At 34.3% G+C, this 24,959-nt stretch carries 22 protein-coding genes and 2 pseudogenes; 22 read left to right on the top strand and 2 right to left on the bottom strand.

From position 1 onward, the window contains the following. The 17 genes and pseudogenes from POF52_RS27585 to POF52_RS27665 form a co-directional block, all read left to right on the top strand. A pseudogene (locus POF52_RS27585) lies at positions 1–313 on the top strand (hypothetical protein); the annotation flags it as partial. A 133-nt stretch (positions 314–446) separates the two neighbouring features. Continuing rightward, positions 447–1,166, top strand: a complete 720-nt coding sequence (locus POF52_RS27590) for a hypothetical protein (RefSeq protein ID WP_271996869.1) — start codon at positions 447–449, stop codon at positions 1,164–1,166. Between the two features lie 20 nt (positions 1,167–1,186). Beyond that, positions 1,187–3,118: a VirB4 family type IV secretion system protein gene (locus POF52_RS27595; RefSeq protein ID WP_442956661.1), complete on the top strand. Its 1,932-nt coding sequence runs from the start codon at positions 1,187–1,189 to the stop codon at positions 3,116–3,118. 3 nt (positions 3,119–3,121) lie between these two features. Next, the gene (locus tag POF52_RS27600) at positions 3,122–4,234 is read left to right on the top strand and encodes a bifunctional lytic transglycosylase/C40 family peptidase (protein WP_271996874.1); all 1,113 of its coding nucleotides are present in this window, start codon (positions 3,122–3,124) and stop codon (positions 4,232–4,234) included. A 14-nt stretch (positions 4,235–4,248) separates the two neighbouring features. Continuing rightward, positions 4,249–4,830, top strand: coding sequence for a MerR family transcriptional regulator (locus POF52_RS27605; protein ID WP_271996877.1), 582 nt, complete (start codon positions 4,249–4,251; stop codon positions 4,828–4,830). A 10-nt stretch (positions 4,831–4,840) separates the two neighbouring features. Then, on the top strand, positions 4,841–5,728 hold the full coding sequence (locus tag POF52_RS27610; protein WP_271996880.1) for a hypothetical protein: 888 nt from the start codon (positions 4,841–4,843) through the stop codon (positions 5,726–5,728). Between the two features lie 259 nt (positions 5,729–5,987). Next, positions 5,988–6,245 carry a hypothetical protein gene (locus POF52_RS27615; RefSeq protein ID WP_218813123.1) on the top strand — a complete coding sequence of 86 codons (258 nt, stop codon included), beginning with the start codon at positions 5,988–5,990 and terminating at the stop codon, positions 6,243–6,245. Continuing rightward, complete coding sequence (locus tag POF52_RS27620; RefSeq protein WP_271996884.1) at positions 6,242–6,565, top strand: hypothetical protein; 324 nt, start codon at positions 6,242–6,244, stop codon at positions 6,563–6,565. The genes POF52_RS27615 and POF52_RS27620 overlap by 4 nt, the downstream gene beginning before the upstream one ends. Further along, entirely contained in the window at positions 6,562–7,758 is a 1,197-nt protein-coding gene (mobP2, locus tag POF52_RS27625) for a MobP2 family relaxase (RefSeq protein ID WP_271996885.1), read from the top strand. Before POF52_RS27620 ends, mobP2 begins: the two co-directional genes overlap by 4 nt. Next, the gene (locus POF52_RS27630) at positions 7,759–8,193 is read left to right on the top strand and encodes a hypothetical protein (protein ID WP_271996888.1); all 435 of its coding nucleotides are present in this window, start codon (positions 7,759–7,761) and stop codon (positions 8,191–8,193) included. It begins immediately after the preceding gene. A gap of 53 nt (positions 8,194–8,246) precedes the next feature. After that, entirely contained in the window at positions 8,247–8,522 is a 276-nt protein-coding gene (locus tag POF52_RS27635) for a hypothetical protein (protein WP_043977016.1), read from the top strand. After that, a pseudogene (locus POF52_RS27640) lies at positions 8,515–9,594 on the top strand (ArdC-like ssDNA-binding domain-containing protein); the annotation flags it as partial. The gene POF52_RS27635 and the pseudogene POF52_RS27640, both read left to right, overlap by 8 nt. A gap of 332 nt (positions 9,595–9,926) precedes the next feature. Then, positions 9,927–10,619 carry a hypothetical protein gene (locus POF52_RS27645; RefSeq protein ID WP_271996893.1) on the top strand — a complete coding sequence of 231 codons (693 nt, stop codon included), beginning with the start codon at positions 9,927–9,929 and terminating at the stop codon, positions 10,617–10,619. Then, the gene (locus POF52_RS27650; protein ID WP_271996895.1) at positions 10,579–10,959 is read left to right on the top strand and encodes a hypothetical protein; all 381 of its coding nucleotides are present in this window, start codon (positions 10,579–10,581) and stop codon (positions 10,957–10,959) included. Before POF52_RS27645 ends, POF52_RS27650 begins: the two co-directional genes overlap by 41 nt. A 123-nt stretch (positions 10,960–11,082) precedes the next feature. Next, positions 11,083–12,036, top strand: a complete 954-nt coding sequence (locus POF52_RS27655) for a DUF3991 and TOPRIM domain-containing protein (protein WP_271996973.1) — start codon at positions 11,083–11,085, stop codon at positions 12,034–12,036. After that, positions 12,029–12,667, top strand: a complete 639-nt coding sequence (locus POF52_RS27660) for a restriction endonuclease (protein ID WP_271996897.1) — start codon at positions 12,029–12,031, stop codon at positions 12,665–12,667. Before POF52_RS27655 ends, POF52_RS27660 begins: the two co-directional genes overlap by 8 nt. Before the next feature lie 48 nt (positions 12,668–12,715). Continuing rightward, on the top strand, positions 12,716–13,183 hold the full coding sequence (locus POF52_RS27665; protein WP_271996899.1) for a hypothetical protein: 468 nt from the start codon (positions 12,716–12,718) through the stop codon (positions 13,181–13,183). A gap of 353 nt (positions 13,184–13,536) precedes the next feature. Here the strand turns inward: POF52_RS27665 and POF52_RS27670 are convergent, their stop codons facing one another. Next, entirely contained in the window at positions 13,537–14,580 is a 1,044-nt protein-coding gene (locus POF52_RS27670; RefSeq protein WP_271996901.1) for a retron St85 family RNA-directed DNA polymerase, read from the bottom strand. 212 nt (positions 14,581–14,792) lie between these two features. Beyond that, complete coding sequence (locus POF52_RS27675; protein ID WP_271996904.1) at positions 14,793–16,112, bottom strand: phosphoribosyltransferase; 1,320 nt, start codon at positions 16,110–16,112, stop codon at positions 14,793–14,795. Between the two features lie 1,605 nt (positions 16,113–17,717). Here POF52_RS27675 and POF52_RS27680 point away from each other — a divergent pair. The 5 genes from POF52_RS27680 (at position 17,718) to dptF (ending at position 24,959) form a co-directional block, all read left to right on the top strand. Further along, on the top strand, positions 17,718–18,902 hold the full coding sequence (locus tag POF52_RS27680) for a restriction endonuclease (RefSeq protein ID WP_271996906.1): 1,185 nt from the start codon (positions 17,718–17,720) through the stop codon (positions 18,900–18,902). 156 nt (positions 18,903–19,058) lie between these two features. Then, entirely contained in the window at positions 19,059–20,081 is a 1,023-nt protein-coding gene (locus POF52_RS27685; RefSeq protein WP_271996908.1) for a hypothetical protein, read from the top strand. 672 nt (positions 20,082–20,753) lie between these two features. Continuing rightward, positions 20,754–20,993 (top strand): DNA-binding protein, encoded by a 240-nt coding sequence (locus POF52_RS27690; RefSeq protein WP_251569211.1) that lies wholly within the window; start codon positions 20,754–20,756, stop codon positions 20,991–20,993. Between the two features lie 213 nt (positions 20,994–21,206). Beyond that, positions 21,207–22,466, top strand: a complete 1,260-nt coding sequence (dcm, locus tag POF52_RS27695) for a DNA (cytosine-5-)-methyltransferase (protein ID WP_271996914.1) — start codon at positions 21,207–21,209, stop codon at positions 22,464–22,466. 300 nt (positions 22,467–22,766) lie between these two features. After that, complete coding sequence (dptF, locus tag POF52_RS27700; protein ID WP_271996917.1) at positions 22,767–24,959, top strand: DNA phosphorothioation-dependent restriction protein DptF; 2,193 nt, start codon at positions 22,767–22,769, stop codon at positions 24,957–24,959.

Here is a 24,959-nt window from a genome sequence, read left to right on the forward strand (position 1 = left end):
CCAATATGTTAAACCCAATATTCAACTAGCAACTAAGGACATGATTTTAATTGTAGATGGAACTTTTCTATTTAAAAAGCAATTATGCAACCTATATGATTTTAAAATATTCGTTAGTACTGACTTTGAGTTAGCTAGAAAAAGGGGGGCCAAACGAGAAGAGCAGGCCTGTGGAAGCTATGAAAAGGCCGAGGAAATGTTTATTAAAAGGTATCATGCAGCGTCAAAAATCTATTTAGATGAACATCAACCACAATTTAGCGCGGATGTGGTGATTAACAATAATGATTTGAATAATCCATATTTTATTTAAATCCTTACTTTATTCAATTAGGGCATGTTTTCGTTTGTTTTTTGCGAAACATGCCCTTTCTCTTTGACTATCTATAGGTGTTACTAATGTTTTGAGTGAAGCTTATTTAAAAGCCACAAGGAGGATATGATAGATGGCATTATTTGATGAAAGAATACTAGAAAAAGAGAGTCCTACCTTCATCCCAGCTGTTCCTAAAGAGAAGATAGCAACGACATCGCTTCTTTTTGACGAAAAAGAGATGGATAAACAGATCGCTCGTGCAAAGAAAAAGAATCTTTTTTCTCTGTTACAACCTTCAAAGGATAAGAAGAAAGAGAAATTACCGGAGGTAAAGAAAAGTGTAGCCGATATCATTCCCATCATCGATCAAACGGATAGTGGATTATTTCAGCTAAAAGATGATGGTGGCTTTTTTGGGATCTGGCAGCTTCAAAGTACAGATATCAATGCCATGCATGACCAAGAGGCAGGACGCAATATTTATACACTAGCCAAAACATACCAGGGCGATAAAGATCCTTTTAAGATTATCTCGTTAAACTTGCCTGTTTCAACTCAAAAGCAGCAACAGTATCTGGAAAAGAAGATTCGAGAAGCCCCAAATGCGTTATCTCTTCGGTTCTTACGAAAAAAATTAAAAGAGCTTCAATATTTAGAATGGGGGCGAACCAATCGAGAATACTTTCTTTTTCTATATGGACCAACTGAACTCACTGTAAAAGAACGAAAAGATCAATTTATGCGAGATATTCAACTGGCTGTACCTCTGTTCCCTGTTTCGGATGAAAAACAAATCAATCTTCTTTACAAACTCTACAATCAAAATGCCAAGCTTGGCAATAAACAATAAGAAAGGATGATAAATCGATGATGCCATTACCTTTTCGTAAAAAAGAGAAAACACCTCAAGAGATTAAGCAGAAAAAAGGATACAATCCTCATTTTGTGGCACAGATTCAACCACAAGGAGGGATAAGTTTTAAAGAAAACCTCGTTCGAAATGGTGATGGATATTCGACTTGTATTCATATTTATGAGTACCCAACGAACGTGAATGATTTTTGGTTGGAGCCGATTATGAACATGCCAAATGCCATTACTACCTTAGATGTGGTGAGCGATGAGCGAAAACAAGTCGTAGAAGCGATCAATAAAAATATGTCGGAACAAAATGCACGGCATGTGAATGCCAAAGAAAACATTGATCGTATGGATGCACAAGAACAGTATTTAGATATGAAAGAGTTATACCGTCAAGTCACAAATGGAGAAGTGATCAAACGAATACACCTTCGCATTTATATTGCAGAAAAAACGATTCCTGACTTAGAAAAGCGATTAAAAGAAGTCATTCATCACCTTGAAACGCATAACTTCAGAGGATCCATTTTCTTAAATGAACAAGAGTATGAGTGGGAATCGTTAGTGACGCATTTTGACATACAAAAGAAGTATCCTAATAAGCGAAAAGGAAAGGAAATCCCCGCATTAGCACTAGCCGGAGGGTTTCCTTTTCATTTTACCCACTTAGATGATCCATATGGTACGTATCAAGGGACAACTCGCACAGGTGGCAGCGTCATCTTTGATTTGTTTCATAAAGATCAACAACGTAAAAGTTATAATGCAGTGTTGATGGGATTGATGGGCGCAGGTAAATCCACATTTTTAAAGAAAGTCACCACGGATAATGCCATTAAAGGCTATAAGATTCGTGGCTTTGATATTGTAGGAGAGTTTGAAAGTCTCGTCAGAGAATTAGGGGGAAAACAGATTGCGCTAGATGGATCAGAAGGGCAAATTAATCCCTTACAGGTATTTAAAACACATGAACATGAGATTAATAGCTTTACGCAGCATTTATCCAAACTAACCGTTTTTTATCGCTTTATCGCACCAGAAGCAAAAGATGATGAATTAAAAGAGTACGAAAAGTTACTTCGTAAACTCTATATCCAAAAGCAGTTATGGAACGATGAAAAAGGCGCAAGTAATCATATCACAGGTCTTTCACCGGAAGCTTACCCAACCTTTAGTGAGTTTCTACAGCTCATTCGAAAAGAGTTATATGCAGATGAGAAAACACGAGAGCACCATCCGAACTTAGGAGAGTATCGAAAACGTAGACTTGAACTAATCGAACTTAACATTGAAAACTTGGTTGAAACGTACGCTCATTTGTTTGATGGCATTTCGACAATTGAAGATTTTAATGACGAACAAGTGGTATTCTTCTCTATCCGTCATTTATCAAAATTAAAAGATGAAATTGCACAGGCGCAGCTTTTCAATGTCATGAGTTTATTATGGGATGGCATGCTCCAGAATGGAGAACCACAATTGGCAGCCTACACGAAAGGGACATTATCCTTTGAAGATGCCATTCGTTATTTGATTGTCATCGACGAGGCGCACCACATTGTGAACACGAAAAAGGGCAATGAACATGCCTTAGATTTCTTAACAGAGTTTAGTCGAGAAGCTCGAAAATACTTTGCAGGATTGATTTACGCAAGTCATTTAATCAGTGACTTTGTGCCAGATGGTTCCGAACAAACAGCGATTGAAAAAATTAAAAAGCTTTTTGATTTAACGCAATATAAATTCATCATGCAGCAAGATGACAACAACTTAGATACGATTCAACGAGTGTTTAAAACAGGGATTACGGACAGCGAATTGGCTGAAATTCCGAAGCTACCAATTGGGGATGTGCTGCTTTGTATTAAGTCCGTAAAAAACATTTTGTTTCATATTGAAATCGATGAGGAAGAAAAAGTGCTGTACGGTGGAGGTGCATAAGCCTTGCATATCGTTTTACAGCTCATTCCAAAGAAATATTTGATTGGAGGCACGTTGATCCTGTTAGGATTATCGGGCCTCTTAATCATGAGTACGATTGTAGCCATTACAGGTGAATTTGAAAAAGACAGTCAACAAGGTGAGGTAACAGAGATTGAAGGCGGAGGCATTGGTGTAGGAACAGCTAATGTGTCACCAGAGGTCATGAAGTATCAACCCTTGCTTGAAAAGTACGCACAAAAACATGGGCTAGACGCTTCGTATGTGCCAATTATGATGGCACTTATGATGCAAGAAAGTGGAGGAAGAGGAAACGATCCGATGCAAAGTAGTGAGTCGTTTTGTGGATCAGTTGGATGTATTTCTAGTCCTGAATTATCGGTCGATAAAGGAGTTTTACATTTTAAAAGTGTCCTAGAAAAGGCTCATTATGATTTGAAGCTTTGCCTTCAGTCGTACAACTTTGGCGGTGGCTTTATCAATTTCGTTATGAAAAATGGGGGCAAATATACACCAGAATTAGCCATTAAATTTTCTCAAATCCAATATCAAAAGGTAAAACATACAGGGATTTATCACTGTGTACGTCCTGAAATGGTACCGTATCAAGCTTGCTATGGGGATAGCAAATATGTTGATGCGGTGCTGAAATATTACACAGGAACGATTACAGCAGATGGAAAACCGGCTGCTCCTGCGAGTGGTGGAAGTGGCGTTAAATCGGGTGTGAAAGTGATTGACGCAGGCAAAACGTTGATTGGTAAAACACGCTATGTATTTGGTGGTGGGCGCTCTCAATCTGATATTAACGCAGGACGTTTTGATTGTTCAAGTTTTGTCAGATGGGCATTCGAGCAAGTAGGAATGAATGTCGGTCCAATGTCGGGCGTAACAACCGATACACTCAAAACACAAGGGCAAGCAATCAATCCAAAAGACATGAAGCCTGGGGATGTGGTGTTTTTTGATACCTATAAGATAGACGGTCACGTTGGGATATACGTTGGCAATAATCAGTTTTTAGGCTGCCAAGGAAAAACAGGTGTAGCCATCGCAAGTATGGCAAAAGGAACGTATTTTGGTGAACGATTTAATGGAAGAGTAAAACGATTCTAAAAGGAGAAAAGGCGATGAAAAATAAAGCAGCACTACTATTTGGAGCGCTTGCCGTTGTGGTGGCAGGCGTAACCATTTACAACATTTACCTGAACCACAATATCTCCAACACAACAGCTTCGAAACAAATTCAAGTCACGAATGAGAGCTTACAAGAAGAAAATAAAGAGTTAAAAAAACAACTAAGTGAAGTTCGCTCTTCTGCCCAAGAACAACAAAAACGAGATTACTTAAATACGGTTCATCAATTCATCGATGTGTCCTATCATCGTGAAAAAGAAGGGTTTGAGGAACGGAAAAAGGTTGCAAAATCAATCATGGACAAAGAACTTTATGAGCAATTTTATCCTTCTGAAAAGTTCGTATATGGAGATAGTTACACATCGAATCCAAACGATGTACAGCTATATGTTCAACAATATGATGGAGGGCAAGAAGAGGTGGAAGTCATTGCAGAATTTACAAATCACCTTGTCATAAAAGATGAGAATGTCGACGATCAAACGCATGACATTATTAAAGTTTCTCTACGGAAAGAAGAGAATAAATGGACGGTTTATAGTATTGAAGAATTGAAAACAGAAATCATGAAATGAGGTGGAGCAGGTGGCATTTAAAAAGCAATTTGAAGATTATCGATTTAATTTAAATCGCAATCGGTCATGGAAGTATACAGCAATGTTGATCTTTTTCTTTATCGGTTTTTTATCCTTACTGACATCAAAATTCTACTTAAAAACAGAAGATCCGTTGTATCATACCAAAACCTATGAGGCCATTTCTTCTAACATAACAGGAACCGTAACCATTGAGAATCGTGTGTATCATCCGGCTAATGGCTCACTGGATATGGTCATCAAAATGGATCAAACAGATGAAGAAGAAGTAAGCTTTGTGGCACAAGAAAAAGCGAATCCAAACATCAAATTACCTGTTCATTTATTGTATGAAGATGATGGATATTATGTGGTAAGAATCAGCGATCTATCTCCAAATTGGGAAGCACTTGCCTTTGATCTATATCAAGAAAATGACGAAAAAGAAACGGTAAACGTAGATGATGTAACGAGTGATTCAGAAACAGATTCAACAGAGGAAATAGACGCTCATGCATTAATTACAACGCTCTATTCTGACCAACGAAAAACGAAAAGTGAAGAAGGAAAAGGAACAAAAACCAAACAAGAATATGCGCTTTTAGTTAATGAGTTAGAAAAAGATTTTGTCAAAAAGAAAATGAAAAACTATGAAAAAGCAATCACAGTAGAAGCCAAACATAAGCACCAAACGCAACAAGAAATGAACGAGTTACAACGTGATATGAAATACCAAGTGGACGAGGAAAAAGCCGATACTGAATCAAAAATTGTGATGAAAAAGGATGCCATTCAGTCGAGCGATGAAAGCATTCAGCTCTATGAAGATGAACAAAAAAGTTTACAAGAAAAGCTCCAAAAATTGAATGAAAAGCAACAAGATTTAGCCATGAAGTGAAAAAACACAGGGGGACGCAAAGGGGACATGGCTCCAAAACAGGGGGACATAAAGGGGACATCGGGATTTTAAAAGGGGACGTAAAAGGGACGTACACTCAAAAAAAGGGGACGCAAAGGGGACATTCAGCGACTTTCTTTGATATCACGGTTTTGCTAGGCTCTGCCTAGCCTATCACACCCTGTGATAGCAAAAACCCCTTATGCTCTTCTCTCTTTTGTAGTGGGGAACCACAATTTACAGGAAAGGAACGAATGTTATGGATATTCTTTTAAGAGATATTGATCCAACTGCCGTAAAAAAAATAGATGAAATTGCAAAAGAAAAAAAGATTTCCCGTCAGGAATTCTTAAAAGGTCAGGTTGAAACACTGGCTGTTTTTCAGGAACAAAAAGAACGTGAAGCAGAACTCGAAAATATCATCTATAAAAATATAAAGATGATGGAAAAATGTGCAGTTGCAATTGAAACAATCAATGGATTTATTCAAGAAATGATGGGAGAGGATGAAGAATGATAAAACAAAGACGTATGGTTTCTTTTGATCCAGAAACCGATCAGTACCTTAGTGATTATATGAAAGAACATCATTTTCGTTTTCCTGGCGATGCCATTGCTCGAATATGTAAGGAACATGAGGAATTAAAAAATAAGGAAGAGAATCATTCGCTCTCTATTAAAGAATCTGTTCCGAAGAATATAGAATCTCTTTTAAAAGAAGAGCTAAAAGATATAAGAGATGAAGTAAATCGCTCAGAAAGAAATATTCAGTATTCACTCACTAAAAATTTAATGGAGATGCGTGAGTATTTTTATCAAAAGGACGATAAAAAATGAATCAATCAACGATCACACCAGGGGTAGTATTAAAAACAAAGTTTGTCACATCTGATAAAAAAGCTTTTCAAGATTATGTTGATTATGTAGATCGTGATGAGGCGAAAAAAGAACAGGAAGTACATGAGAAACTGTTTACTCTTTATCAAGATTATATGGATAACCCTGATAAAACATCTTCTTTGTTTACTCAACAATCCAATCACTTGAATGATGTAGAGAAAAAACAATTAAAAAAGTTGTTTGAAAAAGCGCAAAAAAATAACAGCATTATGTGGCAAGATGTCATCACATTTCATAATCCTTGGCTCCAAGAAAATGGTTTATATGATGCTCATACTCATACAGTGGATGAGAAAAAATTAATGGACATTACCCGTCAGTCTATGAAGGAAATGCTTAAAAGGGAAAGGTTAAATGAGTCGGCTGTTTGGTCAGCTGCCATACACTATAATACGGGGAACATTCATATTCATATTGCGACAGTAGAACCACAACCTACACGTGAGCGAGGCAAAAGAAAGCCTAAGACATTGGATGCGATGAAGTCAACAGTTGTAAATCAAATTTTAAATCGAGGTGAGCAGCAGCAGAAAATAAATGAGTTAATTCGAAATGATATGGTTGGGAAAAAGAAGCAGGATTCTTCATTAAGGTGGAAGAATCGAGACATTCAACCATTGTTTCTCCAAATTTATAATCATCTTCCAGAAGATAAAAGGCAGTGGCAATATAGCTACCGAACTTTAAAGCCAATGAAGCCATTTATTGATGTGCTGAGTCACAAATACATTGAAAAGTATTATAACCATGAGTATCAACAATTACTTGGAAAATTAGATAAAGAAGTAGAGGAATTAAAGAAAGCTTATGGTGAAGGAAAAGGAGATGAGAAGCGATACAAGGACTATAAGCAAACAAAAATAGATGATCTTTATAAGCGAATGGGGAACGCCTTTTTAAAAGAAATGAAAGAGTATGATAAGCAGCAGCAACAGATTAAAAGAATGGCAGAAAGTAAGAAACAATCAAAGCGTCCTGCAAGTTTTAATCAACATGTTTCTATGCATTTTGCACTAAAAAAGATGGAGCGAGCATTTAAATCAGAATATGAAAGTTGGAAAAACCAACAACATTATGAACGATTGCAAAAAGAAATTGAACATCATCGTCAGGAAGAGAGGAGTTATTAAATGAATAAACAACGTATGAAATTATCACTGGATGAGGAAACAAAACAATATATTCAAACATATATGGAAGAAAATAATATTGGATTTACGGGTGAGGCTATTGCTCAGATCTGTATGGAGCATAAAAAAACTAAAAGTAATGAATGGTCGTTGCAATATATTTCGGAAGTGGTCAGCAATAACTTACATCAGGTTTTAAAAGATGAATTAACAAAGATTCGTCTTGGGGCAAATAGTGCTGATAAACACACACAAATCTTGATTGAATATATGAACGGTCTTTTCTTCCATCACGGTTTTGATGGATTAATGACAACCGATTTACAAGAGTTAGATAGCACAAAGGTTGCGAAGGAGGCTGTTGAGAAGCGTATTGCAAATCAACGTCAAAAACGGATTGATTGGGAAGAGTCCAAAGGGAAACAACCATCTTAATGATGGATTTATATAAAGATAGTTTTAAACATGTAGAGGAGGAATGACATATTATGTTTTTTAACAAAGATTTAGTTTTAGCTTCGATTAAAGCTGTAGGAGAGGATCATGCCATTGTCCAGTATCAAGACAAAGAGGTGGAGGTGAATTTAAGTCCAGAAGAAGCGAAGGAGTTTCATCAATATGTGGTGCATCAAGAAAATATGTTGGTGCCAATGAATATTAAAACACAGAAGCTTTTTGTGGATTTAGAAGAACCTTGGTATGAACAAGAGCTTGAAGAGTTAAAGGGGATCTCCTATCAAGAAGAGGAGGATGAAAATGAGTAAAACATATGCAAAAAAATCCGTGGAAGATAAGCGTAAAGAAGTCGAGAAGCTAACAAATGGAATGGAGAAAAAAATTGAGCAGCATTTTCATTCTGCCGAAGAACTAAAAGACTATTTATCTTTCATGGGTAAGTTTTATCAATACTCCATGTCAAATACAGCGCTGATTCAAGAACAGTTCTTTGGTGCTCAAGCTGTTGGCTCATTTAAATTTTGGAAAGACAAGGGGTTCTCTGTTAATAAAGGGGAGAAAGGCATTAAGATCCTTGTTCCAAACAAAACGGTTCCTAAATTTAAAGATAAAAACGGGAAATGGAAGTCGATTAGTAAAGCCACTCCTCAAGAAAAGAAACTGATACAGGATGGAAAAAAGGAAGTTACTCAAGGTCGACTGTATTTCTCAGTCGGCCATGTTTTCGATCTGGCGCAGACAAACGCAAAGGCGAGTGATTTACCTAAGATATTCCCGAATCGTTGGTTAGAAGGTAACGTGGAGGACTACAAAGCACTCTATAAGGGAATGGAAACTATTGCTGAAAAGAATGGTATTTCTATTATTCAACCAAAAGAGGAGCTTGGAGCTGCAAAGGGAGTTAGTTACACCTTAACTAAAGAAGTTGCACTAAATCCTCGTAACTCTGAACGTCAAAATGTGAAAACACTTTTGCATGAATTATCACACGCGAAACTTCATACAAAAGAGACACATCTAAACTATACAGCTGCCGAAAAAGAATTTCAGGCAGAAATGACAGCTTATACGGTTTCCTCTTATTTTGGAATCGATACCACTTCTTATTCGTTAGATTACCTGTCGCACTGGACGAAAGGCAAGACCTTTGAAGATAAAACAAAGCTTTTAAAAGAAGTGCATGAAACGTCCGTTGGGTTTATCGAAACAATTGAAGATACCTTAGTAAAAGAACGAGAAAAAAATCAGTCACTAGAAAAAAACGATGAAAAACAGCTGCAAGTAGATCCTCTCTCATCTGAAAATGTACAAGAGAAAATGAAAGAAGGGTATGAAGATTATAAACAAAAGCAGCAACAGGAATCATTACAAAATGTAGATAGCATATTAGATCGTGTCACGGCTGAAAAAAAGTATTATTCAACCAAAACACAAGCGATTAAAAATGGATGGATGACAAAAGAAGAAGTCGTAAAACTTGAGCATCAGTTCAATTCGAACATCATTAAAAACGAGAAGGGGGTCATGAATGGTCAAGTTCAAGAACAATCTCTCACTTTTCAAGACCGTATGGAAGTGGGCAGTCAAATGCAACTCCAAAAACGTACAGGTACAGCTAGACGAAAAAAAGAAGAACCGGAGCTAGAAAGGTGAGAGAGCGTACATGCTCTCTTTTTTTATGTCCAAATATGAATTAAATGGAGGAATCGATCATGCAAAAAGTAACATCTCTTTCAAATGACCAATTTAAAACGCTTGTTTCCGATAAACGAGAATTAAAGAAGTTCATGAAATACCCACAAAATGAAAAAATCGAAGCAGGCTGGGCCAATATCAGTGGTGAACAGCTGCAAGACATTCCTTCTGGTGCTGTTTACTTAACACAATCAGCTATAGGGGAAGAAAAACCGCAGGTTTTGTTTGTTTCCACCGATGAAAGAGGACAAAAACAAGCCTATGAAAGCGAAGCAACAGTTGATTTTTTGAGAAGTCATGATGTGAATCCTGTTTTAGAGAAAGATCGAGAAACGCAGCTCAAAACAAGCTATATTACGTTTTTACAGGCTCATGATAAAGAGAAACCCCAAGATATTGATAGCATGTTAGCCCGTGTGAATGCAGAAAACGATTATGTCATGTTGAAATCAAGTACCTTAAAGGAAAAGCAGTTCACCTCCGACCAATTGAAAGGCATGGAGAATGAGCTTTCTCATCAGTTTCAAGCTCGTAAACAGACACAAGAGAAGGACCGATATCAAGAAGATTACAAACAAGAAGTACTAGAGGTTATGCAGCAGCCTAGTGAAGAAACACAGTATAAGCAGCTATTTAAACAAAGTTTGTTAGCCCAATTAGGCATATCAGATGAAAAAGATTCTTCTAAAGAAGCAGAAAAAGGAAGCTGAAGCAGAAAAAGCTCCTGTCGAAAAGCAGCTTAAGCAAGAAACACTTCAAGAGAAAGAGCAGCGTGTGGCCAAAATGAAAGAATTTGAACAAAAGCATTCCTTTGACAAGGTGTACAAATTGAAAAAAGAAGTGCTGCAGGAATTAAAAGAGCTTAATTTGACTGATTCTCAACGTGAGAAGTTAACGAAGCTCGAAAAGGCTTTGGACACAGAGAAAAAGAATCACGACAAGCAGAAAAAAGAAGAGAAATCACAAAATGGATTTACAAAGTTTTTTGCACGGAATAATGGAGCACTTTCTTCAAAAAAACAGAAAGACCAACAAGAAATAGAACGTTAAAAATGGCAAAAGTTTCAAAAAGGTAAGAGGACTAAATATTATATTTAGTCCTCTTTTTTCATAGGGTGAAAGAGAAGGAGGGATTAGGTGGGAGAACGAAAACACGTCAATGAGGGGGAAATCATGAAAGCACAAGATGTTGATTTGTTGTCGTATCTAGAAGCCAAAGGCGAAACCTTTGTAAAAGAAGGAAAGTATTATCGTCATACGGAACATGATAGCTTACTTATCAAAGGAAATATGTACGCTTGGAACAGCCGGAATAAAACGGGATATGGAGCAATCAGTTTCGCTCGAATGTATTATGGGATGTCGTTTCCACAAGCCGTATTAGATATCAACAAAGGCAATTACAAAGAGCTTTCTCAGTCGCATGAACAACCGTCGGTTTCACCATCAAAAGAGCCTTTTCGCTATCCAAAAGAGTTAGAAGTAAAGGATCAAAACAAAGTAAAAGATTATCTCATAAAAGAGCGTAAAATAGATCCTCGACTAGTTGACTGGCTCCTTCAAAAAGATTTAATCGCCCAGGACAAACGGAATAATGTGGTGTTTAAGTGGCGTGAGCATGGAGGTAAAGGAAAAGTAATTGGGGCGAATCGGCAAGGCACAGCCTCTATAAATAATAAGCGTGGTTCCTTTAAACAAGTCTTACCGAACGATAACCCACACACAGGCTTTTCAATTGATGTTGGTCGCCCAAATAAGATTCATTTCTTTGAAAGTCCAATTGATTTGCTTTCTTATTGGAGTATTCAGGAGAATAGCTTACAAAACACACGACTCGTTAGTATGAATGGATTAAAGCCTAAAACCGTTGCTCAGTCTTATATTGAAGCTCGAAAAGAAGGGTTATGCATTAAAGAAATGGTGTTAGCTGTCGATAACGACCAAGGAGGAAAAGAATTTATTGACAAAATGAACCAAATCGTTAATGCTGATTTAATAAGAGTAGATATTCCAAAGGGAGCAAAAGATTGGAACGACGAGTTAAAGAAGAATGGAAAAAGCATTCAACCTGTGGCATCACGTCTCCGGAATAAACAAACTGAACAGGAGCTTTCAATGAATGGATAACGTGTTTCAAGGTGTATTTTACCTCTTTCTTATCATGATTTTAGTGAAACTCTCTCAATTTGCTTACCGTGTCCTTCGTGAACGGAGGTATATGAAAGAGTTAGCCCAATCGGGTATGCCCTATATTGATAAAATGGATGGTTATCAGTTTGAAATTTATTTGCAGGCCCTTTTCCAACAGTTAGGATATAAACCTCAAGTAACCAAAAAGTCTGGTGACTTTGGGGCTGATTTAGTGATGAAAGGCAAAGAAAAAATTGTGATTCAAGCTAAACGATATGGAATTAAAAATCGGGTCAGTATTTCAGCTGTACAAGAAGTGTATGGGGCAAAAGCGTATTATAAAGCGAATCAGGCGTGGGTTGTGACCAATAGTTATTTTACGAAACAAGCGAAAGAGCTTGCAGCTGCATGTGATGTGACCTTAGTGGATCGTACGGATCTTCAAAAGTTTATTAATGAAATAAATCCTGTTTTTAAGGCACGAGAAATCTTTGAAAATATCACGCCAGATCCTCGTAAGTGTCCAAAATGTGGGCAGGATCTAGTCGTACGAGATGGGAATGGTACTCGTTTTTTTGGCTGTTCCTCTTTTCCAGATTGTCGCCATACAGAAAAAATCAGTAAGTAAATTTTGAAATCTAAACAAGTAAAACGCAGCAGAAGAGGTCTCTTGTATATGAATTTTATAAGGAAAACAGTATGTAGCAAGTTAGGAATGCTGCTTTTAGTAGCCATACTATTAACTTTAGTATTAGTTCTAGGGTTGACAAATTGGACTGATAAGGACAGGGTCTCTAATGATTTTGCTGAACAATTATTTAAATATCCCATTCCACCTAAAACGAAAGTTATTGAAGATGAGCAAGCTAATGGCAAACATCTTGTTGGTGGTAGTGGTGGTTATCGGGGAGTTATTGCGTCAGTAAGGCTATCTACTAGACTAAGCAAAGAAGAGATATTGATGTATTATCAAAAAGCAGGGTTATTTAAATACCCTAAAAGTGATAAAAGGGGTGTAGAACCTGAGATTTACTTTCAAGGTGACTTTCAGAAAGTCCAAAGTCTGGAGGGTGATTGTTACAGGGATAAAGAAGGGATAAGGAGGTTTTTAAGTAACTATTATTATGAATCAGGAAAAAAGTAAATAATCGTATACTCAAGGGAACTCATAGTCATGAAGTGGAATATGTAGTTCAAATAACAAGTGACTTTGATTTCTTTCTAAATATGGATTAACAAACGGTTTTTAAAGTGCTCAAAGTTGCATCGAATGGGCAACTTTAGCAAAACAAAAGCTCATTTCATCAGAGAGAGAGCGTTTCTCTGTATTTCAAAATCGCCAATTAACTAAGTTTTTATTTATAAATAATTATGGTGAAAAAAGCACCTTTCTGTCTAGAAGGTGCTTTTATGTTCTACATACAAATATAAAAAGAGGAAAGTTATTTTTATAAAAAACATGTTCAGTCAGTTTCCTTCAGGTAACAGGTTATAGGGCTAATCCAACCGGTTTATGGACGTATTTCTTCTAATATTCCAATCTACAGCGTTTAACTGGCTTAATATTTTTTGACCTTTCTTACGATCAATCATCAAAATATAGTTAGCTAATCCAAAATAATGTTCTTTTACATGTGATTTATTTTTTAAACCTCTTTTATGTAGGTGAGACTCTAATCCAAATTTATTTATATAATAAATTTCTTGTCTTAGATTTTTATATAAGTATTTTGGAACGGATAATTTTTCATTAACAACTATTCCGGTAACCTGTTGTCGCTTACTTTTAAAAATAATTTTTGTTTTGTTTTGATTAACAGTAAATCCTTCTTCTTCGAGGATTTTTTCAACATAAGTAATAGTTTTTTTTATTTTTCTTCCACCTGATATAGTAATATCATCTGCATATCTTGAATATTTTAGGTTTCTTTTTTGACACAGAAGATTTAACCTCATGTCTAAATTTCTACAAATCAAATTAGAAATATACGGACTCGTAGGAGCACCTTGAGGTAACGAGCCATTATAAGTACATAAATTAGTTAAAGCAATAGCGACACTAGGCGAATAACCCAAGGTTTTAAACAAACCAAAAACTCTACCACCTGTTATAGTAGGGAAAAAATCTTTAATATCCATTTTTAAAATGTATTCTTGTTTTATATGGTAACTAGCGTTTACAACTGTTGATTTACCTTTTACAAAACCAACCGCGTAATCGTTAATTTTTATCTTATATAAAATATTGTCTAGTATCCATCTTTGGATATACTTCAAATCAATTGATGGGATAGATAATATTCGATTACCTGACCCATTATTCTTAGGAACCTCTACAGTTTTATACTGCTGATTTTTAGCATAATATAATCTCTTAAAATCAGATGTAGTTATATTTAAGAGTCTTCTCAAATGTTGAATATCAAAGATTATTGGAACACCATTATCTTTTAGAGTACGGGCGTAAGATATAGTAGTCTCAATATCCTCTGATGGTATATTTTTTTTAATCATATTAGATTTTAAAACTTCTAAATCCATTCCATCCCATCCCTTTTATTAAGCAAAGTATAAATTACTGATAAAACCATTGAATCTTACATTACTTATTCACCTAACTTGCAAATTCGAACTTTAATTTGTAAGTTAGGTAATTTGGAACACGCTTTTCGTTTCAAATTAGTAGCCATACTGGATAAGAATTTTGAAACATTGCTTATTCGAAAGACGACTCGTCTTTCTTACACCCTAATTTACGGAAATCGAACTGGTATATATTCATCATCAAAAGAAAGACTATCCGAAGCCACTTGTAAAGTTTTGGTTCTTGTCAAATCTGAAAAATCAGCCTTTTTCAATTCTAATTCGTCTAAGATTTCTCCACCTTTTGAAGTCAAATTATTCTGGGAATCGATCCACTCTTTGCTTAATAATTTATCATGTTGTTCCAATAACTGTTTATCATTATACCCCAATATTTTCTTTATTTCAAAGTCTTCTTTATCATTAGGAAATTCTTTTAGGTAAAGCAAATGAAGAATTTCTTTAATATCATATCTTTTCGATAAGTGATTAGGAATAATTAAGGATAGATTATATCGTATTGCTTCGTATAGTTCTTTTAATTTCTTTTCACCAAAAAAATCTAAGATTTTATTCTTTCTTTGAAACAGCGCTTCCCATTCATCATTTTCATTCCACCAATAACTACTAATAGTGTTGTTAGGGCAATTTCTATAGAAAGTTACAAGAGCTTCTGTCTCTTTAAAACCTAATGGGTGATTACTTTCAAGTACCTCTTGTTCAAATTTTAATAGTTTATCTCTCACATCTTTTAACTCAGTATAATTTTCAAAGAAACTTTTACTTTTATGTTCGAAAATTAAATTTGCGTTCTTATATCCAAATTCTTCAAACGAGTCATTAATAATTTTTATAGCTCTCTCAGTTATATGAATTACAAATACTATAACTTGTTTATCTTTAACCATCTCAGCAGCTATTCTTAAAAATTTTCTTATTGTATCTCCAGTACCTGAAAAGTCATCAATAAATACTACTGTATCAATATATCTCAATTTACTGTACACTTTTTTTATTTCCCTTTCTTGCTGGTTAACTCCATTCTTTTGTTTTTCATTATAGTGACTTAAAGTTTTTCTATAATATCTATTACTAGTATCTAAATACAAAGAACTTAAGTTTATAGCTTGCTCATTTGACAAATCATTAATCTCTAAAAACTTTTGTAAATAAAAGTAGGAACTATTCATTCTAGTAAAATCTTTTTCACTAGATATAGGACTATAAATAGTACTTTCTTCTTTTATCCTTTGGACTAAATAATCATAAAAATTTTTGAAAATTTCCTCTATGTATAATCTAGAATAATATTGATAATCACCTAACATTCTCAATAAAATCATTCTGACATCTGATGCGTTTTTAATTTTACTTTGTTCTAAGAACCTTTCTGCCTTCTGCTTAAAATCCTTTACATACTCTTCTTCTGAATTGTTAACTTTATTTTTCTTAATAAAGTTTTCTATAGTTGAATCAAAATCTAATTCCATGTAAATCCGCCTCTCTCTGTTTCACGCTATATCTATCTAAATTCAATTTTAAATTTAAATAAACAATAGTCTAACTTATAAACTACGTATTATAATTTCTTAGTGGTTATATATACCCAGACTCTTTTATACTAATATATACCATTATTTCTATTCAATATATTTATTTTAAATATAAATGTATAGCACTTTAAAAGGATTGAAAATCGAGGTAAAAAGGTAAATTTTATTCTATAAAAGCATAAAAAATCAGTGGGATTACTGATAATTACAGGGGCTTTCATTATTTTTAGTGATTTAGTACTGTTAGTTGTAAGATTTATATAAGGCATAAGATAGTTATAGACAAGTAACTTTCTCTCATAAATCGAAGTGTGTAGGTGAATATTGTAAAGTTCGAGGTGTTCTCTGTGATGGGAAAGAAAAAGTAGCTCTTATGAACAGCTAAAACCATATTCATATTCTCAATAGAACAACCTACTGCACAGGAGCAGTAGGTTGTTCTGTTTTATAGCTGTAAATTTTATACTTGTTTAGTTAGCATAAAACGTATTAAAGGAAAAGAACCTTTGGGTCAGTCCTAGGGATTCACTAAGAATTCTTTTTACAGAATACGCACCTTTACTACGTATGCTCGTACTAGTGAAATAAAAGAAGCAGACTTAAGTGGCGAAACAAACCGACATCTTGGTCAAAATGAGCAATAATTATATTAAGAAAGAAACAGACTCACCAAAGAATGACAGCTATACAAGAAATTAATGGTGATTTTTTTACAAAATTTTTATTGCTAGAAGTATTATTATTAACAATTACATAACCAATATTGTTGAAAAAATGAAGTTATAAAGCTAATGTAATTTACTATACGAATGCAATGTTTAGTCATATTTATGGAGAGAATATTAACTTAATAGATGTGTGAAAAAACAGTTTGTGCCTGCTAAGTGGGCAAATATTATTTGTACAATTGCAATTTGTACGAATGATATTTGAAAGAGTCACCAGGAGATTGAAATGTAACCTAGTAGGCGAAACAAGGTGCTTCTTGGACACTGTTTAAAGAAGAATCTATAAGACAATTAAGTAATATTTTATAATGAGTAACGTTCTTTAATGGGACTAATTAGGAGTAGGTGTATGCTTAATTTTAATATTGCTTAAATTAACTTTTAAAGAAGCCATCTACGTACTATAGAAGGCTTCTTTTGAGATGAAGCAAGAGCAATCAATTTGAAATTTTTGTAAGGTAAAAATTATTCCATTTCTCCTTTTTTGCTAATACTTATTGATGTTTGATAATCTGTGGTGGGTCGTAGGATACGTTAGGGTTGGAGTCAAATAGATCATATATATTGTTGAGGTTTAAATTATTTATATATATGTTTCTTAAAACGTAAGAGTTCGAAAAAAATTCCTGACCATTTTGTAAGAATCTTTAGGACTTAAACTTTCTATATATTTTCATTCGTTAGATTTCTTAATTTTAAACCACTTACAAAATAATAAGTTTTAAAAGGAATCTTATATAATGTGATTATAAATTACTTTACATGATAACTACAAATAAAACCTAGCCGTAGAAAATATATTTGGAGGGGCAATATGGATACATATATAAAATTTGAAGACCTAATTGATGCAGATCTCACCGTGGAGGCAATTTATGAAGGGGGACCGAAGGATAATGTTTCGGCTGACCCCATCAGTAAAATACTAAAATGTGAAAACATGGGGGGGTTTAGAATTTCGGGATCAAAAAAAGATCATCGTTATAGATTGTGTGGAATATATACTGACCTAGTAAATCCTGATTGGCCAGACATAATTGAAAAAGAAACAGGAAAGTTCATCTATTTTGGTGACAATCGAAGCCATGGAAAAAATCTACATGAGACTCCAAAGGGAGGCAATCAACTATTAAAGTATGTTTTTGAACAGCTACATTTAGGAAACAGAATATCAATCCCACCCTTTTTTATCTTTAGTAAATCAGGAAGAAGGAGAGACGTAGTTTTTCAGGGAATAGCCGTTCCTGGTCATCCTGATATTAACGATACCGAAGATTTAGTAGCAATATGGAAATTGAAAAAGGGAAAAAGGTTTCAAAATTATAAGTCCATTTTCACTATATTAGATGTAGCAACAGTAAAGCGAGAGTGGATTGAAGACATACAAAATGGACATACCTTTACTTCAAATGCACCAAAGGAATGGTTAGAATGGGTTGAAACTGGTTTTTATAAACCTTTAGTTGCAGAAAGAACTATAGAGCATAGAACTAGAAAGGAACAAATTCCATCGTCAGCAATACGTTATGCAATGGTGGAGGCTATAATAGAACATTTCAAAGGTCACCCAAAAGGAGAATATGCATTTGAAGAGTGTGCGGCCCTTCTAGCAAAAATGATGGATAGTAACATAATAAATTATGATTTAACCAGACCATGGAGAGATGGAGGACGTGATGCAATAGGGAAATACCGAATAGGATTAAATCAAAATGCAGTATATGTTGATTTTGCATTAGAAGCAAAATGTAAAGGGTTCAGTAGTGGTTCTGGGATAAAAGAGACATCTAGACTGATTAGTAGACTAAGGTACCGTCAATTTGGAATATTCGTTACAACTTCATATGTAAGCAATCAAGCTTATGAGGAAATTAAGGCAGATGGACATCCAGTAATCATTATGTGTGCTAACGATATAGGTTTAATTTTAGAATCTAATGGATATCGAACAGTTGAAAATGTAAAGGAATGGTTAAGAAACCTATTTCCATACCTATAGGCTATTTAATTGCTCATGGTATTATGTACTACACTCTGTAGTGGCAAAAAAACTGTCGCACCGGCATTTAGCCGATTGACCTTTTTATGTACATGCTATAATAATAGAAAACACAGAATTATCTTTAGTTTTACTATGAAAAAGGGGATTTTAATAATGAAAATTGAAATGGGTGAGTCACTATTATACACATGGCTTAGACATATAAAAGGGTGTCAACTTGTGCAAACGAACTGGAAAAAGCCTTCTTTGTCGTGGGAAATGAAGAATGAAGATACCATAAACACTTTGATGTTATCGTATATAGAAGTATTAAGAAAAGACTATAATAAGCGCTTATATAAAAGAAAAGTTTCAGCTCCACAGTTGCTTCTGCAATCAGAAATTGATGTTCTTGGTGCAAGTTTTGATGGAGATACTCAGAATTTATATGCAATAGATGTAAATTTTGATGAAGTTGAATCGAGTTATATTGATATAGATAAAGCTATTATTAAAGTGGCCCAAAAAATATTAACAACAGTGATGTTTTTATATGGACACTTTGATAAAAAAACTGGCGATATCATTTTTGTTTCTCCAAGAATTGATGAAACTGTAATTCCTCCATTAGATAAATTTATATCTGATATTCAAAACTTATTGTATAAGTTCGATTTAACTTATAATATACGTATTATTGCGAATGATGATTTTTATGACAAAATAATGCAACCAGTGATAGACGCATCTAAATCCGCAAATGATTCAAAAGATCTTTTTATGCGGAGTATGCAAATTTACAGCTTATTTTCAAATAATAGAAAAAGTCACACAGAAAATAATCTTGATAGCACAAGTAGTCCCCAGACAAAAGATTTTAATAATATAAACGGATATAATGAAATGAAGATTGGCCTCCTTGTACGAAGTACTTTAACCAGAATGCTGGCTAATCATGAAATATCAAAAGAAGAAATTGAATTAATGCAAACAGCAGATTATTCCAAAAAGACATTTCATTTACTACACCCACTATTGAGGAAGGCTTCTCTTAGTAATGGAGAAAAAGTTATGAGATATTGGTCTACAGAAGTCGAAGCTTATGGTGAAAAATACTTTATCTGCTCTGAATGGTACGAAACTCCTTCAAACAATGATCGTCCATATTTCATGAAATGGCTGGCTCTACGTCAGTAAGCAAATCCCATTGATTTTTATCCAAGTAATCAAGAAGAAACAAGTAGCCAAGTGTTTTTATAATAAAGCCTTGGCTTTTTCGCATATTTCTAGACCTCATATAATGACAGCAGATAAAAAAAGATGATTTCATCGCTATCCTAAATTTAAAAAAGGATAAAAGGATGTTTTAAGACCTCCAAATAGGACAAATAAAGCTTTAGAAGAAGCTTGGATAAGGTTAAATGTAATTTATTCATCAACTATTTGGAATAGCTGCATAGGAACAAATCCAAATAGATACTCATCTCGCTTTTTCAGGTAAGTATAATTTCCGCAATAGAACTATTACCTTTTATAAAAAGATTTGAACTTAGGGTTTAAAGTATTACATAATAAATAATTTAAAATATTATTTATGTGTTCGATTCTTTAATTTAACCTTGAAAGGTTAATTTTTTTATTGTAAAATAACCTTATAAGGTCTTTTTGTTAATAATGATTTATAAATGGGTGTATAAACTGTCGCATATTAATTAATAAAAGGGTTATTGAAATCTGTCCTACATGAAAGAACATTCTTTGCTAACTTAGGACTTTAACTAAGTAATATAGAAATGAATGCCACAGAGGATGAAAATTATTCCTTTTGGCTCTTCTTTTTTTAAATAACATAAAAAGGAGAAAAGTACGGTGAGAGAAATTGAAAAATATATGACGCCATTAGAAGCTTCTTATCTCTGGGGAGTACCAAGGGAAACACTAAAAAATAAATATAGTCCTTCTACTCTTAGCAAAAAAAGACAAGAAGAACTAAATAATATGATTGAACAAGGATTAGTCAAATTTTTTAAGCATCCCGATAGAGAACGAAAAGAATGGATTATCAGCAAACAAGCCATGATTAGATGGTTTGGAAACCCTAAAAAATGAATGTTACATAAAACAATAAAGTAGGTATTTTAATACTTTTTGGTACATTGTTAAAAAGACTAAGGATTACAACTTAAACAAGCTGTGTGTTTTATGGTGATTTCTTTTTTGTGACATGTAGCTGATAATTTTGGAAGATACTTCTTTGTTCATTATTCATTAAAAATCATTTATAATGAAAACACGTGTCAATAGGAAAGGATGTTCGCATTTATGATAGATGTAGTGGAATTATTCGCTGGAGTTGGCGGATTTAGAGTCGGTTTAGAACGCCAAGGCGGATTTAATATAGTTTGGGGTAATCAGTGGGAACCTTCAAAGAAAGTACAGCATGCTTTTGAGGTTTATAGTACAAGATTCGAAGGCAGAGGAATTCACAGTAATGAAGATATCTCTAAAGTAGATGAGACAAAAGATATCCCTAAACATGATTTACTCGTAGGAGGCTTTCCTTGTCAAGATTACTCTGTCGCACGTTCATTAAGTGGAGAATCCGGTATACAAGGGAAAAAAGGTGTACTATTCTGGGAAATCATGCGCATAGTAAATCACCACAAACCTAAATTTGTATTATTAGAAAACGTTGATCGATTATTAAAATCACCTTCTAAATTACGTGGAAGAGACTTTGCTGTTATGCTAGCAAGCTTTAGAGATGCAGGTTATTTTGTAGAATGGAGAGTTATTAACGCTGCTGATTACGGATTTGCACAAAGAAGACGAAGAATTTTTATTTTTGCATCCAGAAATAATACTAATTATGCTAAAAAACAGTTAGATTACTCTCTACAAGAGAGTATACACGAAAATGGCTTTTTTGCTAGTGAATTTCCAATAGCTGAAACTTCTTTAAAGCATTCTGTATCAAACGATGTGTTACCTGAAGATATTGTGGAAGTATCAGACACTTTCACAGCAACTTTTAGAAATGCAGGTATAATGAGAAATGGAGAATTTTACACTGAGGAAGTTATTCCTCACACAGTTCCATCCATTACATTAAGGGACATTTTAATTAAAGCTAGAGATTATCAAGTAATTGATGAAAAATATTATGTTGATAGCGATGCAGTAGGAAAGAACGGAAAAACAACTTTAGAACACTTTACTTATCTTAAAGGGCCAAAACGTATTGAGCGAACTTCAAGTACAGGTCATGTTTATACTTATGCTGAAGGTGGAATGAAATTCCCCGATGATTTAGATAGTCCTGGACGAACTATGCTTACGAGTGAAGCTACAAAAAATCGCAGTACTCATGTAGTTGAAGATCTTGATACTAAGCGTTTGCGAGTATTAACTCCAATAGAATGTGAATTAATGAATGATTTTCCTCCGAATTGGACCGAACAATTAACGGATAGAGTTAGATATTTCTGCATGGGGAACGCTTTAGTAGTAGGTTTAGTGGAGAAAATGGGTAAAAAAATTAACGAGATATATGCCATGGAAACTCATGAGATTTCAAAGTGAATATTTACAAAAAAAGCAGCTAATGCCCATTAGCTGCTTTTTTTGCAAAAATGTTGTGTGCTCATCAGCATGAGGTTCTTCAGTTCTATACGTATTCATTTTGAAATCATTTCAATTTTTAAAAGTAACAACTACACTATTAATAATAAATAAAAGTATTTTGTTGAATTATTTCATGAACAACTATATCCACTTCTGTGTATTTCCAACCTTATAATAATAAAATAAATTTTTTAATAATGTAAAAAGTAATATAATAAAATATAAAGGGAAACTGCTACATAAAAGGAGAATAGAGCCGTGAGGAAAGAATGTGTGTGGGAAAATTTAAAGAGAATAATAGAGTTAAATGATGACTTAAAGGACTATAGTGATATAGAAACAATGCTGAATAATAATCCAGCACTCGCCGTTGCTTATATGGATCAAGTCTTTCTTGCCATTTCACTCCAACGAATGAAGCAGTTAGCAAAACAAATCAACAGTGAAGAAATTAATGGATTATATTTTGAATCATCTAAAATTAAAACAGCCTGGCAGTTACTAAAAAATAAGTTTGATGTTTCCAGTGAAGAATTTAATTACGCCATGGAATATCATATTTTAAGTAATAGAAAATTTGAAGATAGTTTAACAGAACAGGAAGCTCAGCAAGGATTAAAATGTTTGCTATTTATTTCGGAAAAGCTAATAGCCAATGAAACCCAAACGGATTCTTTTGCTGATTTACATCTAAGTGAAATTGAAACAGCTGTTACAATAGATGGGGAATCACAAGAAATGCTAATGGCCGAAAATAACTTCTCAACAAGCGAGAGTAAGTTTGTTTCAATGCTGGAGGTCCTACAATCTTCCTCTAGGGAATCTGTAGTAAATGCTGAATCTTTTGGTGATCTCCGTCGCTATATGCATGTTGAACGGGCTATTCAAAAAGAGTTAGAAAAGGTATTGATAAAGTTAAAGCAGAAAGAAAGGTCAAGTTTAATTCTCTTATGTGGAAGTGTAGGGGACGGTAAGAGCCATTTATTGGCGTATATGAAGGAAAATTACCCTGATCTTTTAAAAGACGTTACGATTCATAATGATTCAACAGAATCGTATAATCCAGATAAAAATTCATTGGAAACCCTTGAACAGGTATTGGCTCCTTTTGCAGACGCAGAGAATGGTACAACTAGTAGGCATGTTGTTATTGCGATTAATCTTGGTGTTCTACATAATTTTTATAGCCACCAACGGAAAAAGGGTAGATTCCATAATTTATGTGATTTTATAGACAACTGTGGAGTATTTGATAAGGGGCGACATGTTACGAATCATGATGGTGATTTCCATTTACTTAATTTTGCGGATACACAGCCATATGTATTAACAGGGGAAGGGCCAAAGTCTCCGTTTTTCTTACAGCTCATCGATAAGGTAACCAGTCAAGATTATGCAAATCCATTTTACAATGCGTGGGTTCAAGATCAGGAAAATGAAATAACAAGCGCTGCACACTGTAACTATTTTTTACTTCAGCAAGAAGAAATAAGGGAATCAATTGTTCAATCACTTATCGAGGCTATGATAAAGAAAAAAGTATTTATTTCCACCCGGTCATTTTATAATTTTCTATTTGAAATTATTGTGCCCATTAAACATCAATTGCTTTTAAATGATTCATTAATACCTGTAAACGATATGTTACCAAATTTAGTATATGGTCACCCAGATAGATCGCCATTACTAACCATCTTAAATGAAATGGATCCATTAAAAAGAAGGTTGGAAGTAACAGATAGATTGGTTACAAATCTCATACTTAAAGCTAATCCATTCCAGTACGTGAAGGAAGAACTAGGAGAAAAGTCAAGTATTGGTGCGTGGAAACATGTCAATAGCATGTTTCAAAAGGATATCCAAACAGAATTTTCTAGACTATTTCTACGGCAGCATGCCTTGTTGTTTAGAAAGAATTATGATGATGCGTATCGAGAATTTGTAAAGTTTCTATATTCTTTCTACATAGGGGATGAAGAAGAAATTGGTAGACTTTTTAATCTAATTGAAAAAGTGATTTATGCTTGGAAGGGTTCTCCAAAAGACCGTTATGTATTTGCAGATTCTCCTAGCAAAAATTTCAGGATAGCATTTGAAATTAATATTAATCCAGAGGTCGATGAAAATATGTTCGGTTCAGTCTCCCGACTAGATAAGGTTGAGCGTTTTACATCATCAATGAGACTTGGTTATAGCCAAAAAGGACAAACCTTTCTATTTGAGCTAGATTATAAATTGTATTCACTCCTCAAACAGATAAATGAAGGATATCGTCCTAATCGTCAGGATATGCAAGATGCACTCCAGTTTTCTGAATTTCATGATAAAATCCTAAAGTCATCCGATAAGAAAAACAATGTACTTCTTGTTCATACTCACGATGGAACCATACTTGAAGTGAAGAAGCCGAGGTTTTCGAAAGCCAAGTTTGAAGTTGGAAAGGTGAATTAA

The organism is Priestia sp. AB, from assembly GCF_028369225.1.
In the GTDB taxonomy this organism is placed as follows: Bacteria; Bacillota; Bacilli; order Bacillales; family Bacillaceae_H; genus Priestia; species Priestia megaterium.

Bases quoted from the DNA above. Each gene is read 5' to 3' on its own strand.
- POF52_RS27590 (WP_271996869.1), top strand. From the start codon at position 447: ATGGCATTATTTGATGAAAGAATACTAGAAAAAGAGAGTCCTACCTTC.
- POF52_RS27595 (WP_442956661.1), top strand. From the start codon at position 1,187: ATGCCATTACCTTTTCGTAAAAAAGAGAAAACACCTCAAGAGATTAAG.
- POF52_RS27605 (WP_271996877.1), top strand. From the start codon at position 4,249: ATGAAAAATAAAGCAGCACTACTATTTGGAGCGCTTGCCGTTGTGGTG.
- POF52_RS27615 (WP_218813123.1), top strand. From the start codon at position 5,988: ATGGATATTCTTTTAAGAGATATTGATCCAACTGCCGTAAAAAAAATA.
- POF52_RS27620 (WP_271996884.1), top strand. From the start codon at position 6,242: ATGATAAAACAAAGACGTATGGTTTCTTTTGATCCAGAAACCGATCAG.
- mobP2 (WP_271996885.1), top strand. From the start codon at position 6,562: ATGAATCAATCAACGATCACACCAGGGGTAGTATTAAAAACAAAGTTT.
- POF52_RS27630 (WP_271996888.1), top strand. From the start codon at position 7,759: ATGAATAAACAACGTATGAAATTATCACTGGATGAGGAAACAAAACAA.
- POF52_RS27635 (WP_043977016.1), top strand. From the start codon at position 8,247: ATGTTTTTTAACAAAGATTTAGTTTTAGCTTCGATTAAAGCTGTAGGA.
- POF52_RS27645 (WP_271996893.1), top strand. From the start codon at position 9,927: ATGCAAAAAGTAACATCTCTTTCAAATGACCAATTTAAAACGCTTGTT.
- POF52_RS27650 (WP_271996895.1), top strand. From the start codon at position 10,579: ATGAAAAAGATTCTTCTAAAGAAGCAGAAAAAGGAAGCTGAAGCAGAA.
- POF52_RS27655 (WP_271996973.1), top strand. From the start codon at position 11,083: ATGAAAGCACAAGATGTTGATTTGTTGTCGTATCTAGAAGCCAAAGGC.
- POF52_RS27660 (WP_271996897.1), top strand. From the start codon at position 12,029: ATGGATAACGTGTTTCAAGGTGTATTTTACCTCTTTCTTATCATGATT.
- POF52_RS27665 (WP_271996899.1), top strand. From the start codon at position 12,716: ATGAATTTTATAAGGAAAACAGTATGTAGCAAGTTAGGAATGCTGCTT.
- POF52_RS27670 (WP_271996901.1), bottom strand. From the start codon at position 14,580: ATGGATTTAGAAGTTTTAAAATCTAATATGATTAAAAAAAATATACCA.
- POF52_RS27675 (WP_271996904.1), bottom strand. From the start codon at position 16,112: ATGGAATTAGATTTTGATTCAACTATAGAAAACTTTATTAAGAAAAAT.
- POF52_RS27680 (WP_271996906.1), top strand. From the start codon at position 17,718: ATGGATACATATATAAAATTTGAAGACCTAATTGATGCAGATCTCACC.
- POF52_RS27685 (WP_271996908.1), top strand. From the start codon at position 19,059: ATGAAAATTGAAATGGGTGAGTCACTATTATACACATGGCTTAGACAT.
- dcm (WP_271996914.1), top strand. From the start codon at position 21,207: ATGATAGATGTAGTGGAATTATTCGCTGGAGTTGGCGGATTTAGAGTC.